The sequence below is a fragment of the Neolewinella maritima genome (assembly GCF_923081025.1).
Lineage (GTDB): Bacteria > Bacteroidota > Bacteroidia > Chitinophagales > Saprospiraceae > Neolewinella > Neolewinella maritima.
Genome location: NZ_CAKLPZ010000001.1, coordinates 576,413 through 589,618 on the forward strand (window position 1 = coordinate 576,413; position 13,206 = coordinate 589,618).

The window sequence follows — 13,206 nt, forward strand, 5'->3', positions numbered from 1 at the left end:
CTAAAGGTTCAGGGTACGCAGCATCCGCTCGGCGGTGAAGCGCTCGTCTAGGGTAGGCAAGTGAACGGTGAGTACGTCGTGGACTAGCTTGTCTGCGATCTTGGGACGGAAGAAGTAACGACCCAGCCGCAGCACGTAATTGAGCAGGAAGAAGCGGTAGGCCTCCTTCAGGAACAGCACCTCCGGGCGGGTCAGCGGAAACACCTCGTGGTAGGCCTGTAGGAACAGGAGAAAACGGTCCTCCATCAGCCGGTCCACCTCGTAGGTGAACACCGTCATATCCCCCACTTCGCTCACCACCCGGCTCAGGAAGTAAAAGTCGGTCACCCGGGTCGATAGCCGGAACCAGTCATAGTCCCAGCGGCTGCTGAGCCTGCCATCGTCGGCCAGACTAAAGTTGCCGATGTTCCAGTCCACGAACACGGGGATCTTGGTGAAGCCGTACACATTGATCCGGAAGGTATTTTCCAGAAATAGCCGGCAGTGGTGCTCGATCAGGTCCACGTGCTCCGGATAATCGGCCAGGGCCGTACCGCGCAGGGCATTCACGTCGGTGGTCATGTTGCGGTCGCTGCGGGGCAAGGATCCGGACACCAGGGTGCAGTCGTAGTGGAAGCGTGCCATCTCCCGGCCCAGTTCCCGCACTTGGTCATCGGAGAGCCGCTTGGGAGCATCCTCCCGCACGTGGATGGGGCGGTAAAATACGATCCAGGCATCCTGATCGGCGTCGATGTAGCGGTGGAAGAAGATCTGGTTGCCCTTCATCAGGGCCCGGCTCAGCAGGCCGGCGTAGCGCACCGGTAGGTTGTTGGATAGCACGTTGATGATCACGTGGTCTTCGGCAAATGCTTCGTAGGAGCCGAAGAAGGTCACCTTGGCGATCAGGCTGTTGCCGTCCGCCATCAGCAGCCGGTACACGTGGTTGGTCGACACCTGGGCGCTGATGTCGGTGATCGACTCGATGTGCCGCGTGTGGTCGTAGGCACGCCAGGCGTAGCGCAGGATGTTCTGGTAGTTCTTCATGGGGGCGGGGCCGGGGGCGCGGCCGCTGGTGCAAGGTAAGTCGCGGTAGCCGGCCAGTGCTAGGCCAGTTCGAAATACCGCTCGCGCTCCCAGTCCGTCACCGCCCGCTGGTACCGCTGCCATTCCCACCGCCGGCTACGCAGAAATTGGTCGGTAAACTCCTCGCCCAGCAGATTGCGCACCAGCGGTTCTGCTTCCATCGCACCTGCGGCCGCGCCCAAATCCTTGGCTAGGGGGGCTCCGATGTGCTGCTCATAGGCGCTGCCCTGGAGGGGGGCAAGATCCAGAGTGAGCTCCTGCTCGATACCGTATAGTCCGGCGGTCAGGGCGGCGGCCATGACCAGGTAGGGGTTGGCATCCGCACCCGGCACGCGCAGTTCCAGCCGGGCGGCGGAGGGGGTGCCGGATACGTAGCGCAGGGCCACCGTGCGGTTGTCGATGCCCCAGTTGGCGCGCACCGCGGCCCAGGACCCGGGCACGTAGCGTTTGTAGCTGTTGACGAAGGGCGCAAACAGTGGCATCAGTGCCGGTAGTAGCTGCAGCTGTCCTGCCAGGTACTGCTCGCCCTGCACGCTCATGCCGTAGCGGCCGGCGGGCTCGTGGAAGAGGTTCACGTTGTCGTCGCCCCAGACGGACTGATGCAGGTGACCGCCGCAGCCGGGCAGCTCCGCGGAGGGTTTGGCCATGAAGCTGGCGAGCAGTCCGTGGCGGTAGCTCACTTGCTTGACGGTTTCCTTGAACACGGTGGCCCGGTCGGCGGCTTCCAGTGGCGACTGGTGAACCAGGGCGGCCTCCAGGGCACCGGGACCGGTCTCGGTGTGGAAGCCCTCCAGGGGTACGCCGACCTGGTTGAGTTGCTCGGCCAGCGCCTGCCAAAAACCGGCGTGCTGCCCGGTGCGTAGGGAGGAGTAGCCGAACATGCCCGGACTCAGCGGGGTGAGGTGGCGGTAGTGCTTGCGCGTGAGGCTGGCGGGCGTTTCGCGGTAGGCGAACCACTCGTACTCCGGACCGAACTCCGCCCGCAGCCCCAGCTTCGCGGCGCGGGCTACGGTACGCCGGAGCAGGCTGCGGGGGCAGGCCGTGCCGGCCGGACCGGCATCGTTACTAAAGTCACCCAGCAGCAAGGGCGTGTCCGCTTCCCAGGGGAGGGTACGGCCGCTACCGGCGTCGATTGTGAGCCGGGCATCGGCGAAGCCGGGGTCGGGTAGCGGCTGGTCTGCGTAGACCGTATCCTGAATGTCCCAGGCAAAGGTGACGTTGCACAGGCTGCTGCCGGACGCCAGGGCCGACTGCAGTTTATCGCGGCTCAGGTACTTGGTGCGCAGCACCCCGTCGGTATCCATGATGCCCAGCTTGATAAAGGGGGCATCCAGGTGGTGCAGGGCTTCGGGGGTCAGGCGCATGGGGCAGGTGGATTAGGTAGGCGCCCAAGATAGCCAGGACGGTCAGCCGCCGGTCTTGGCACTGCGGTTTTTATAGCGGGGCCCGGTGAGGCGCCGCAGGGGGGCCGGGGCCGGGGCCGGGGTAGCCTGTGTCAGTCGGTACGGCCTGCTGCGGTGGCGGTTCTTGAACAGCGGACCCTGGCGGGGCTGCCGGGCACGGGGAGTACGCGCAGCCCGGTACTGGATAAGGTTGCGGCCCGCGGCCTGGGGGTTCTTCCGGTGGGGTCCGCGGGCCAGCAGGCGGTCGACGCGCCCGGCCTCTTCGGCAAAGAAGGTGCCGGGGTCGATGGTCTCGATGGTCAGGCGGTCGTCGATATCCTCAAACAACTGGCCCTGCAGCAGGGTAGGGGCCACCGCGATCAGGACAAGGACGATGAGGAATGACAAGGGACTCTGGCGCATGGCGAGTGAGTTGGATTCCGACGACACTACTAGCCATATTGGCTCCGAAAGCGAGACGGGTATTGAATCTGGACTACAAATATACTGGAATAATATAGGGCTAAATGATCAAACCACGCGCTTTTTGACCATGCCTCCCCGCACGTCATTGATGCTCGACATCGTGATGAATGCCTGGGGGTCGATCTCCTGGATCGCCAGGGTGAGCTTACGGATCTCCAAGCGTGTGATCACGGTATAGAGAATGTCCTGATCGTGGGCCGCATCGGCCGAGCTACCGTAGCCCCCCGCGCCCCGGAAGATGGTCACGCCAGTACCCAACTCCCCGATCAGCATACTACGAATAGCCAGGTGCTGCGGACTGATGATGGTCACGCCCGTATACTCCTCCACCCCATCGATGATGAAGTCCAGCGCCTTGGAGGCCACGATGTAGGTGAGCAGCGAGTAGAGTGCCTGCTCCAGCGGCAACAGGATGCCCGCCGCCCCGAAGATCACCAGGTTGATCAGGATCACCCAGTCGCTGACTTTAGTGCCCAGCCTACGGCTCAGGAAGATCGCCAGTACCTCCGTGCCGTCGAGTACACTGCCGCCGCGCATGGACAGTCCGATGCCCGTACCCAGGAAAAAACCGCCAAATACGGCAACCAGTACCCGATCGTCGGTCAGGTAGGGAAATTCGACCAGCCACACCGTCAGGGCCAGCAGGACGATCGCCAGACCGGTCTTGATGGCGAATATGCGACCGATCACCGTACGGGCCAGGAAGAGAAAGGGGATATTGATCAGCAGCAGAAGCAGGGCCAGGGGCAGACCGGTCACCTCGGCCACTAACAGACAGACCCCAGTAACGCCTCCATCGATGAAGGAACTCGGGAGCAGCAGACCCTTCAGGCCCAGGGCAGCCAGGGCCACTCCGGTGACAATGAAGAAGGCATCCTTGAAGTAGACGCGGTAGGAAAGCGTTTTGGGCATAGGCAAAACTACCACTTAGTGCCACGACTTACTTGTTCGTATACACCCGGTAAGCCCAGGGCTCCAGGCTAATGTCCATACCGGGGACCACCTCCGCACTGTCCTCCGAGAATAGCTCAGTCATCGTGCCGGTGTAGCCGTCGCCGGCCAGGGTACCCGTCTGGGCCTCGCCCGATAGGTTGATGATCACCACTACGCGGTCGCCATTCTTCTCGCGGGTGAAGGCGTAGATGTTTTCGTCGTTGCCAGTGGGGATCTTGACCAGCTCACCGCCGTATTCTCCGTTCCACAGCGCCTGGTTGCGCTCCTTGAGGTCGAACAGCTTGGTGTAGAAGTCGGCGTACTTGAAGTCACCCCACTCGATCTGATCCTTCTTGAAGAACTCGTACTGCCGGTCTACGGCCGACTCCTGTCCGGAGTAGATCAGCGGCATACCGTCGAAGGTGGCGGTGAGCACGGCGAAGGCCTGCGCGCCGTCACCCATACGCTGGAATTCGGTGCCGGCCCAGGCGTTCTCGTCGTGGTTACTGGTGAACTGCATCTTGTAGCCCCGTTGGTAATCTTCCCGCTGCCGGGCTAGCGTTTCATCGATGGCTAGAGCGGTCACCTCGTCCTTTGCGTCTTCTTCCTGCCGGGCGATGTTGCTCAGGTCGGTCTCGACTTCCCGCTTGGCGCCGCGCGCCTTGGCGATCTCATTCAGGGTGTGGTGCATTTCCCAGCCGTAGTCCATCACGAAGGCTCCGTCGTTCACGATGGCGGGTACCGCGCCTTCGGAGAGCATAAAGAGTGGCTCGATGGCGTACAGACTGTCGGTAGCCTGCTCCCAGAAATCGACGGGTACGCCGTGGGCTACGTCTACGCGGAATCCGTCCACGTTCATATCCGTAACCCAATAAGCCATGGCGGCGATCATGCTGTCGCGCATTTCGGGATTGTCGTAGTCGAGGTCGGCTACATCTGTCCAGCCCCAGCTCTCGCCGGTTTCGGGATTGATGGGGTCGGTGATCTCACCGTCCTTTTGGGTGTAGAAGTCGGGGTGGGAGGTGATCCAGTCGTTGTCCCAGCCGGTGTGATTGGGAACCCAGTCGATGATCACGTGCATACCCGCGGCGTGGATCGCCTCGACCATCGCCTTGAAATCTTCCTTGGTGCCGAAGTCTGGGTTCACGTCCCGGTAGTCGGCCACCGCGTAGGGACTGCCGAGCTCCCCCTTACGGTTCTTCTCGCTCACCGGGTGGATGGGCATGAACCACAGGATGTCGACACCCATATCGGCCAGCCGCGGCAGGTGCTCCTGAAAGGCGGCAAAGGTGCCCTCGGGGGTATAGATACGGGTATTGACCTCGTAGATCACCGCGTCCTTGTGCCAGTCGGGAATCCGGGGCTCTACGGCCAGATCGGATACCTCCTGGGTGGTGGCAGTGACCATGGGCGTATCGTCCGCCCGGCGTTCGCAGGAAAACAGCGCGGTGAGGAGCAGGAGGGAGAGTAGGGTGGCAAGGCGGGAAGTCATACGTGATCGATTAATTAGGTAGTGCAACACCTGATCGCTACGGATGTTGGGCTCCTGACCCCGCCGTACCTTGCGCCCCGTATTCCCCAAATGAACCCCGATGGCTACTTCCGCTACCATGCGCATCCTGCACCGCTACCTCGGCTTTTTTCTGGCCGGCATCATGGCCGTATATGCCATTAGCGGCGTGGTGCTGATCTTCCGCAATACGGACTTCCTCAAGAACGAGGTCGTGCGCGAACGCACGGTGGCCGCGAATCTGGCACCCGAGGAGGCCGGCAAAGTGCTGCGCGTAAAGAACTTTGCCGTAGAACGCACGGAGGGGGACAAGATCTACTTCGCCGGCGGCAGCTACGACGCCGCGTCCGGAGCTGCGGTGGTCACTACCAAGGAACTGCCCTACGTACTCGATAAGATGGCCCACCTGCACAAGGCCAACACCAAGGATCCGCTGTACTATTTCAACATCACCTTCGGGGTGGCGCTGCTCTTCTTCGTCGTGTCGGCCTTCTGGATGTTCATGCCGGGTAGCCGCATCCTGCGCAAGGGGCTGCTGTTTTCCGCAGCCGGTATCGTGCTGACGCTGATCCTGCTGTTTGTCTGACCGCGAAACAATTGCCCCCGGCCCCACGGTTGTAGTGAGGACATGGGCGAGCTCCTGGATTTCTTTCTACACATCGACGTGAGTCTCCGCGAAGCCGCTCTGGCCTATCCGGTGGCTACCTACGGTTTGCTCTTCGCCGTCATCTACACCGAGACGGCCTTCTTCCCCCTGGCCCCCTTCTTTCCTGGCGACGGACTGCTGTTTGCCATCGGCGTACTGGCCGCGGGCGGACTGATCCACCCCCTAATCATCATCGCACTGCTCATCGTGGCTGCCTCACTGGGTGCCTGGACCGGCTACCGGCTCGGCAAGCAGTTTGGTCCGGCCATGTTCAAGCGCTTCGAGTGGCTCGACCGGCGGGCCTATACCCGCTCCCACGCCTTTTACCGCAAGTTCGGCGCCACTGCCCTGATCACCTCCCGCTTTCTGCCCATCGTGAAGGCCCTGGTGCCCTTCGTGGCCGGCGTGGCTAAGATGGAGCGCGGCCGCTTTGCCCGCTACAACGTGCTGAGTGCGTGCATCTGGGTAATCTCGCTCATCAGTCTGGGCTATTTTCTGGGTAACGTGCCCTTCATCCGCGACCACACGGGGCTGCTTGTCATCGGACTGGCCGCCATATTTATCACCGGGTTGGCGATCACCGCTATCACTAAGCTGATCAAGGGTAGAGCGGTCAGTTAGACTACTCCGGCGGATATAACGTAAAAGGGGGAGCCGGGGCACGATCATTAGTGATCACCCCGGCTCCCCCACGTATCGAATCTTGCTAACTAGCTAGTCTGTGTTGCTCAGGCCAGTTTCTGGTAGCCTTCCATGACCATCGGCTCGCCTACACTGAAGCCACCACCTACGTCGTAGCTGCAGCCGGTGATGTACTGCGTCTCGTCGCTGGCCAGGTAGCGCACCAGGCTGGCGATCTCAGCGGGATGACCCACGCGGCGGGCGGGCAGGAACTTGCGCTCCATATCCATAGCCTTCTCGGGGTGCTCGTCATTGAGCGGCGTAGCGATCTCACCCGGGCGTACGCCATTGATGGTGATGTTGGTGCCGGCCAGGGCGAAGGCGGCACACTTGATGAAGCCACCCAGGGCGTGCTTCGTCATCGTGTAGGTCGTATCGGCGGGGCTTGCGGCGTGCTCGTGCACGCTGGTGTTGATGATCAGGCGGCCCGGAGTCTTGCGGGGGCTGCTCACCTCACCGGTCAGTACTTTCTTGGCCATGTTGGCGATCTCCTCGAATTTGGAGGTATTGCCGTCGGGGTCCATACCCAGCATGTAGCGGGTAGCGCGCTGGGTGGCGAGTACGGCGCCGAAGGTATTGACGCGGAACAGGTCGTCCATTCCCGACAGCTCCAGATTGGGGAACTGCTTCATGGTCATCTTACCGGCATTGCTGAAGAAGATGTCCAGTCCGCCGAGCTGCTCTACGAGCGTGTCGATGGCCGGGATACAGTTCTCGGGCATGCTAAGGTCCATGTGCACGATGTAGCACTGGCGACCGAGTTTACGGACCGCTTCGGCGGTGACCTTGGCATCGTCCTCGTGGTGGGCGTAGGTGATACCTACATCACAGCCGTCCTTGGCCAGGGCCAGGGCGGAGTAGCGACCGATCCCGGAGTCTCCGCCGGTGATGATGGCCTTGCGAATGCGGTTAGCATCCACATCGCGGTTCCCGGGGGGGACCATGGATTTTAGAAGTTCGTCTACGTTGGTGATTTCGCTTTTGCCGCTTGACATGGTAGGATTGGTTTGGTTATGCTGGTACAATCATTTGGACCCGCGATTGTTCCAAAATCAGGCCATACCCACCGTAGTGTACCAACGGACGGGTCAGCGATCCACTGGCTTAGCCTCGAAGCCACCATCGGCTACTACGGCAGCTACCTCGTCTTCAGTGAGCTGGTCATTGGTCCGTACCGTGAGGATGCGGTCCTCACTTTCGAGGTCGACCTTCCAGTCGGTGATGCCCGCCTTGCCGTCCAGGGCGGGGGTGACGCCGCGTACGCAGCTGCCGCAGTTGATATTGGTCTTGAAGTGCATGGTTTTCATGGGTAGGAAATTGAATGGGGAAAGATAGAGTACCCCGTCGGACCGCTTAAGCCGTCGGACGGGGGTACTTCTAGCAACCGGAGTTTAAGCGGCCATCTTGCGGCACTCGGCGGCGCACTTGCGGCAGCTCTCGGCGCAGCGCTGGCAGTGCTCGTGGTCGTGGGCGGCGCACTGTTCGGCACAATACTCACAGACCTCGGCGCACAGGGCGCACTGCTGCTTACTGAACTTGGAGTCGGCGGCCATCAGACCGATGCTGGCCTGCAGCACTTCGATGCACTGGATGCAGCAGTAGGGGCAATCTGAGTTAGCTTCGCTGCTGCCTTCGGCGGTCATGGACTTCATGCCCGCCATTTTGGTCAGGCACACTTTGCAGTCGATCAGGCACTCCAGGCAGGCTTCCATGCAGCTGGTGTACTGATCGGTAACGGATACGGATAGACTCATAGTAAAACGGGTTTGGTTAGTCTTGCTGCTTCAGGCGATAGATCATACGCTTCATCTGGGCGATCTCCATCTCCTGAGCTTCGATAATTTCTTCGGCGAGCTTGATGGCTTTGGGATCCTTCAAGTGGGCCTTTTCGCTGACCATGATGGCCGACGAGTGGTGGGGGATCATGGCCTTCATCCACTGCACGTCGCTCACGAAGGTTTGCTCGCGCAGACCGGCGTAGCAGAGCACAAACGTGAGCACCGCTACTCCCATAATTGCGTAGTTCCAGACCTTCCGTTCGTACATCCCCCACATGAAGCCCATCATGATCAGGACCATCGGGGCAATCATCAGCAACGTCATATAGGTGCGGGTAGGACTGAGCATCACGTGATCCAGCCGGTCTACGTTCAAAAACATCACGGCGTACATCACCACGAAGGATACGGTCATCATAAGCCCGAACTTGAGGTAAGGATTCATTCCGGTATGCTGCTCGTGACGCGGGGGCTGGGCGGCGGCGCGCCGGTGCGGTGGGATTGGCGGGAATCGGTCATCACTTGCTGATTGTGTCAGTGACCTTGCCGCAGGTGAGCATCTTGTCTCCGTAAAAGGGGTTGCGCACTTCGGCTACCTCGCTGAACCAGTCGGCACCCGCTCCGTCGAAGGCCATGGGGCAGTGCATCTTGTAAATGGTGCCGGTCTTTAATCCGTGCTCTATCAAGGGAGCTATTTCTTCGCTTAAGTCAGCAAATGCAGCCCGTTGTGCAGTGATGTCCCGGGTAAGACTGATCACAAAAGCAGCGGTCTTGGCACCACGCCACTCATCGGTAAGCGCCTCCGATATAGCACGGGCCGCCGTTACGGCCGATTCTGTATCCGCGTTGACCAGGGCACTGCGCAGGTGCAGGTAGTTCTGAAACACCTTGTCGATCATCGCATCGGCAAACTCAGCGTCGGAGTTAGCGGAAGCCATGACCGGCTGGTGTTCTACCTGGGCGGTGCTGTTGCCGCAGGCAAGGAGCAGCAGAGAGAAAAGGAGCAGTATATACCGGTGCATCATGGTTCTTTTTATACACACAACACGGGTTTGCCCGGTCGGGCGTACTCATACTTTGCTAATGCTTACTGTTTTATGCGGCAGCTACAGTTCATCTAGCGGGCGCGGCGTGTAATATCCCCGGGCCCGGAAGGCGGTGGGGGATAGTCCGGTGTCCTGCTTGAACACCGCCGTGAAGCGGCCGGCGCTGCCGTAGTTGAGCTTGCGGGCGATTTCGGAGACCGGCGCGTGGGTCTGGGTCAGGAGTTGCTTGCCCCGCTCCATGCGGTGCAGGCGGTAAAACTCGACGATCGTGCGCCCTTCTTCCCGGCTGAACATCCGGCTGAGGTGGGAGTAGCTCTGCCCGATATCGGCACTGATCAGGTCAGACAGGGAACGGGAGGTGTCTGCCCGGTCGTCATACACGTAGCTCACGATCAGTCCCTTGATCCGGCTGACCACCCCGCCCTGCCCCTCCCGGATACGGAAGCCGAGGGAGCCGAGCTGCTGGCTCAGTTTGCTTAGTATATCGTCGTCCCCGTCCGGAGGCCAGCCCGAAAGTAAGCCCAGTTCGATCCGCTCGATGCGCCACCCCAGCGTATCGGCGACTTGCCGTACGACCAGCTTGCAGCGACTGCAGACCATATTATCGATATATACGTGTTGCTTGTCGTGCATAGCTCCTTTATTTACTGAGGGTGTCGATGGTGGAGCCACAGGTCAGCATAGCGTCTCCGTAGAAGGGGTTGCGGATGGGCAGCTCGTCGCTCAACCAGTTGCCCCCCGCCCCGTCGAAGGCCATGGGGCAGTGCTGCACGTAGAGCGTATCGGTAGCTCCGAAGGCCGTCAGCGTATTGATCAGGGCCTGCGACAGGAAGCCGAACTGTACGCGCTGCTCAGTTACCGACTCCGCACCCGCGACCCCGCCCAGGTGGGTGGTGAGGGCATCTGACTGCTCCATCCAGTAGCGGTGGGCCGCGCCGTCGACTAGGGACATATCGACCGCGGAAATGGCCGTACGCAGGTCTTGCAGGATATCCGGGCTGGCGGTCTGGCTAGCAACTAACCGGTCCTTGAGCGGCAGGTAGGCTGCGGCTACTGCGGCAAGCTGTTCCCGGAACGCGGCAGGCGCTTCGTCGCGGTAGTTGGGTAGTACCAAGGCCGTGACTTCCTCGGATTCCCGGCCCCGCACGATCACGTCGCGGTTCATCATGCTGAACTGGTTGTTGAGCTGGGCGGCGGCATCGAGCTGGAAAGTGCCATTGGTCACTACGCGCTCGCCCGCCGTAAGGCCGGATAGGACGGGGTAGGTATTGCCGGCAGCCGGACCGACCGTCACCTCCCGAAACTGGTAGGTGGGTACGGCCGCGTCCGGTACTTCCACGTAGACGACCGAGCGCTCACCGGTCCAGAGTACGGCGGACTTAGGCACGGCCAGCGCCTCGTCCGCCGAGGATTGCCGCAGGCTTCGCGCGCCGGCCGAGGGGGCAATGCTACCCCGGATAAACATCTGCGGCTTCAGCCGGCCGGAGCGGTTGTCGACCTCGGCGCGGATCGAGGCCGTGCGCGTCTGCGGATCGACGAGGGGGTCGATGAAGGCCACCCGCGCGGTGTACGTCCGCTCCGGCAGGGAGGCCACGGTGAAGCTGACCCGGTCGCCCACCCGTACCTGCGCCAGGTCGCCTTCGTAGGCATCGAAAAGCGCCCAGAGCTGGCTAAGGTTGGTAAGGGTGTACAGACTGCCGCCGGCCATGACGTAGTCGCCCACCCGGGCGCGCACCTCCAATACCGTGCCCCTGCGCTCGGCGTAGACCGGGAAGTTGGTGATGACCTCACCGCTGCGCTCGACCTCCGCGATCTGCTCCTCACTGATCTTGAAGTTACGCAGTTTGTTGCGGGCGGCGGTGAGAAGCTCGGGCGACAGGGCGGCGAGCTTGCCGGCCTCCAGAAGCTCTTCCTGGGCTACGACCAGTTCGGGGCTGTAAATGGTGGCGATCTGCTGGCCGGCCCGTACCTCCTCACCGGGGTAGGTAACCAGTAGCCGCTCCAGGCGGCCGGGGTAGTTGACGGACTGTACGGTAGCAGTGGTCTGGTTTAGGGCCAGGCGACCGGTGAGTTGTAGATTCCTCTCTCCCAACCCCGCTCCAGCGGAGAGGGGGGATGACGCGCCTACCTCCGTAGTGCGTACCCGGGCCAGGGCAACCGCGGCTTCGGTCATCGTGAGTACGGTAGGGTCGCTGCTGCTGCCGGCTGCGAGGGGGATGAGGTCCATGCCGCAGATGGGGCAGTCACCGGGCTCGTCGCGTTGGATCTGGGGGTGCATGGAGCAGGTCCAGGTGGTATGCTCCGTCGTCTGCCGAGCTTGCTCGTCCGCCGACAGTACAGTATGCGCATGCTCGTCCGCTCCACCGAAGAGGATATATCCGCCAAGCAGACCAACGAGAAGCGCGAAGGCGATAGAGAGGATCGTCTGAAGTTTCATGATGTGGGGGAGTTTAGCGACGTGGCAGGTAGCGGTCCACGAGGGCGGCCTGGTTGAGGAGGGTTTGCTGGGTGGTGATGGCTTCGAGGCGGTAGTCGATGAGCTCGTTTTCGAGTCGTAGCAGCTCGTCGAAGGGGCGTCGCCCGTTGGCGTACTCGCTGCGAGCGATCGTGAGGGCGGCCGCGGCCGTATTGACTTGCTGACGGAGGAAGGATAGGCGTCGTTCGGCGTCCAGGCGGGCGATCTCGGCGCGCCGGATGGTAGCGGTAAGCTGGTTGGTCACAGAAGTGCGGCGGGTGGCGATAGCCTGGATGCGTAGGGCCTCCTCGTCGCGCTTGGACTGGTATTTGCCCCCGCTCAGGGGGAGGCGGAGCATAACCCGGGGCAGGATGGCATCGCGGCCGTTGCCCTCCGGCTCGGCGTCGGTACGCGGACCGGTGAGGATATAGTCCACCCCCACGCCGAAGCTGGGACGGGCCTCCAGATCACTGAGGACTACGGCGCGGCGCGAGATCTCTTCCTGTAAGGCGAACACGCGGATCTGGGGGTGATCCTGTAGGGATAGCTCGTCCGGCAGCTCGCGGGGCAGGGCAACCTGGGGTACAACCAGCGTGCGGGGCAGCGGCTGATTAACGAGTTCTTCGATGGTAGTCCAGGCCGCGGCAGCCTCGGCACGTAGGGCTTCGATGCGGCGCTGGAGCAGATTGGTCTGCAGCTCCGCGCGGTATGCATCGACCGAGCTACCGCGGGAGTTTTCTACCCGGGTCAGGGCGACTTCCCGGAGACTGGCGTAGAGGTCCAGGCTTTCCCGGAGCGCGGCGGCTTGCTCCTCAGCGGCGACGATGGTGTAGTAGGTAGTTTCCAGCCGGTATAGCAGCTCGAGTTGCAGGGCGGCGGCCTGCTCCAACAGGGGTTGAGCGCGGGCATCGGCTAGTGCGGACATAGCCACCAGGGTGCCCGGCCAGGGGAGCATCTGGGTGACCATCACGCGGGCGCGCTGGGGACCGAGGCGGGTCTCGACCGGCAGAATGGACACGCCGCCCCTGATCTCCAGGTCGGGAAGCTGGCGGAGTTGCGGACTCACCGCCAGTGCGGCCCGGTAGTCGTAGCTCAGGGCTATCAGTTCTGGATTGTCTTGGCGGAGTAGGCTGCGCAGGGAATCCAGAGACTGCGCACCCGCGGCCCCGCCCCAGGTCACGGCTAGCAGGAGCGCTGCAAGTGACACCACAGCTCGCCTATTAATTA

The 13,206-nt window shown here is 61.9% G+C and carries 15 protein-coding genes; 2 read left to right on the forward strand and 13 right to left on the reverse strand.

All coding sequences use genetic code 11. The features are described 5' to 3' along the window. The 5 genes from MJQ68_RS02430 to MJQ68_RS02450 all read right to left on the reverse strand — a co-directional run bounded on the left by MJQ68_RS02430 (window position 1) and on the right by MJQ68_RS02450 (window position 5,355). On the reverse strand, window positions 1–1,023 hold the full coding sequence (locus MJQ68_RS02430) for an aminoglycoside phosphotransferase/kinase family protein (protein WP_238749388.1): 1,023 nt from the start codon (window positions 1,021–1,023) through the stop codon (window positions 1–3). 59 nt (window positions 1,024–1,082) lie between these two features. Then, window positions 1,083–2,426, reverse strand: a complete 1,344-nt coding sequence (locus MJQ68_RS02435; RefSeq protein ID WP_238749389.1) for a glutamine synthetase family protein — start codon at window positions 2,424–2,426, stop codon at window positions 1,083–1,085. A gap of 42 nt (window positions 2,427–2,468) precedes the next feature. Next, window positions 2,469–2,867 (reverse strand): hypothetical protein, encoded by a 399-nt coding sequence (locus MJQ68_RS02440; protein WP_238749390.1) that lies wholly within the window; start codon window positions 2,865–2,867, stop codon window positions 2,469–2,471. A 108-nt stretch (window positions 2,868–2,975) separates the two neighbouring features. Then, window positions 2,976–3,842, reverse strand: coding sequence for a YitT family protein (locus MJQ68_RS02445; RefSeq protein ID WP_238749391.1), 867 nt, complete (start codon window positions 3,840–3,842; stop codon window positions 2,976–2,978). Window positions 3,843–3,870: 28 nt separating this feature from the next. Beyond that, entirely contained in the window at window positions 3,871–5,355 is a 1,485-nt protein-coding gene (locus MJQ68_RS02450) for an alpha-amylase family glycosyl hydrolase (RefSeq protein ID WP_238749392.1), read from the reverse strand. Between the two features lie 100 nt (window positions 5,356–5,455). Between MJQ68_RS02450 and MJQ68_RS02455 the strand changes: the two genes are divergently transcribed. Next, window positions 5,456–5,959 carry a hypothetical protein gene (locus MJQ68_RS02455; RefSeq protein ID WP_238749393.1) on the forward strand — a complete coding sequence of 168 codons (504 nt, stop codon included), beginning with the start codon at window positions 5,456–5,458 and terminating at the stop codon, window positions 5,957–5,959. Window positions 5,960–6,001: 42 nt separating this feature from the next. After that, a complete protein-coding gene (locus MJQ68_RS02460; protein WP_238749394.1) occupies window positions 6,002–6,640 on the forward strand; it encodes a VTT domain-containing protein in 639 nt (212 codons plus the stop codon). 107 nt (window positions 6,641–6,747) lie between these two features. Here MJQ68_RS02460 and MJQ68_RS02465 read toward each other — a convergent pair whose 3' ends face one another. The 8 genes from MJQ68_RS02465 to MJQ68_RS02505 all read right to left on the reverse strand — a co-directional run bounded on the left by MJQ68_RS02465 (window position 6,748) and on the right by MJQ68_RS02505 (window position 13,186). Continuing rightward, window positions 6,748–7,695: an SDR family oxidoreductase gene (locus MJQ68_RS02465; protein WP_238749395.1), complete on the reverse strand. Its 948-nt coding sequence runs from the start codon at window positions 7,693–7,695 to the stop codon at window positions 6,748–6,750. A gap of 93 nt (window positions 7,696–7,788) precedes the next feature. After that, a complete protein-coding gene (locus MJQ68_RS02470; protein ID WP_238749396.1) occupies window positions 7,789–8,007 on the reverse strand; it encodes a heavy-metal-associated domain-containing protein in 219 nt (72 codons plus the stop codon). 84 nt (window positions 8,008–8,091) lie between these two features. Then, window positions 8,092–8,454: a four-helix bundle copper-binding protein gene (locus MJQ68_RS02475; RefSeq protein ID WP_238749397.1), complete on the reverse strand. Its 363-nt coding sequence runs from the start codon at window positions 8,452–8,454 to the stop codon at window positions 8,092–8,094. 16 nt (window positions 8,455–8,470) lie between these two features. Next, complete coding sequence (locus MJQ68_RS02480) at window positions 8,471–8,923, reverse strand: DUF305 domain-containing protein (protein ID WP_238749398.1); 453 nt, start codon at window positions 8,921–8,923, stop codon at window positions 8,471–8,473. 73 nt (window positions 8,924–8,996) lie between these two features. Further along, on the reverse strand, window positions 8,997–9,503 hold the full coding sequence (locus MJQ68_RS02485) for a DUF3347 domain-containing protein (protein WP_238749399.1): 507 nt from the start codon (window positions 9,501–9,503) through the stop codon (window positions 8,997–8,999). Between the two features lie 81 nt (window positions 9,504–9,584). Continuing rightward, on the reverse strand, window positions 9,585–10,157 hold the full coding sequence (locus MJQ68_RS02490) for a helix-turn-helix transcriptional regulator (RefSeq protein WP_238749400.1): 573 nt from the start codon (window positions 10,155–10,157) through the stop codon (window positions 9,585–9,587). A gap of 7 nt (window positions 10,158–10,164) precedes the next feature. Continuing rightward, complete coding sequence (locus tag MJQ68_RS02495; RefSeq protein WP_319937466.1) at window positions 10,165–11,961, reverse strand: efflux RND transporter periplasmic adaptor subunit; 1,797 nt, start codon at window positions 11,959–11,961, stop codon at window positions 10,165–10,167. A 13-nt stretch (window positions 11,962–11,974) separates the two neighbouring features. Then, on the reverse strand, window positions 11,975–13,186 hold the full coding sequence (locus MJQ68_RS02505) for a TolC family protein (protein WP_238749401.1): 1,212 nt from the start codon (window positions 13,184–13,186) through the stop codon (window positions 11,975–11,977). Window positions 13,187–13,206: the final 20 nt, after the last annotated feature.

Excerpts from the sequence above, each read along its gene's own strand:
- MJQ68_RS02495 (WP_319937466.1), bottom strand. The coding sequence starts at position 11,961 with ATGAAACTTCAGACGATCCTCTCTATCGCCTTCGCGCTTCTCGTTGGT.
- MJQ68_RS02465 (WP_238749395.1), bottom strand. The coding sequence starts at position 7,695 with ATGTCAAGCGGCAAAAGCGAAATCACCAACGTAGACGAACTTCTAAAA.
- MJQ68_RS02430 (WP_238749388.1), bottom strand. The coding sequence starts at position 1,023 with ATGAAGAACTACCAGAACATCCTGCGCTACGCCTGGCGTGCCTACGAC.
- MJQ68_RS02440 (WP_238749390.1), bottom strand. The coding sequence starts at position 2,867 with ATGCGCCAGAGTCCCTTGTCATTCCTCATCGTCCTTGTCCTGATCGCG.
- MJQ68_RS02460 (WP_238749394.1), top strand. The coding sequence starts at position 6,002 with ATGGGCGAGCTCCTGGATTTCTTTCTACACATCGACGTGAGTCTCCGC.
- MJQ68_RS02480 (WP_238749398.1), bottom strand. The coding sequence starts at position 8,923 with ATGAATCCTTACCTCAAGTTCGGGCTTATGATGACCGTATCCTTCGTG.
- MJQ68_RS02445 (WP_238749391.1), bottom strand. The coding sequence starts at position 3,842 with ATGCCCAAAACGCTTTCCTACCGCGTCTACTTCAAGGATGCCTTCTTC.
- MJQ68_RS02435 (WP_238749389.1), bottom strand. The coding sequence starts at position 2,426 with ATGCGCCTGACCCCCGAAGCCCTGCACCACCTGGATGCCCCCTTTATC.
- MJQ68_RS02475 (WP_238749397.1), bottom strand. The coding sequence starts at position 8,454 with ATGAGTCTATCCGTATCCGTTACCGATCAGTACACCAGCTGCATGGAA.
- MJQ68_RS02485 (WP_238749399.1), bottom strand. The coding sequence starts at position 9,503 with ATGATGCACCGGTATATACTGCTCCTTTTCTCTCTGCTGCTCCTTGCC.
- MJQ68_RS02490 (WP_238749400.1), bottom strand. The coding sequence starts at position 10,157 with ATGCACGACAAGCAACACGTATATATCGATAATATGGTCTGCAGTCGC.
- MJQ68_RS02455 (WP_238749393.1), top strand. The coding sequence starts at position 5,456 with ATGGCTACTTCCGCTACCATGCGCATCCTGCACCGCTACCTCGGCTTT.
- MJQ68_RS02450 (WP_238749392.1), bottom strand. The coding sequence starts at position 5,355 with ATGACTTCCCGCCTTGCCACCCTACTCTCCCTCCTGCTCCTCACCGCG.
- MJQ68_RS02470 (WP_238749396.1), bottom strand. The coding sequence starts at position 8,007 with ATGAAAACCATGCACTTCAAGACCAATATCAACTGCGGCAGCTGCGTA.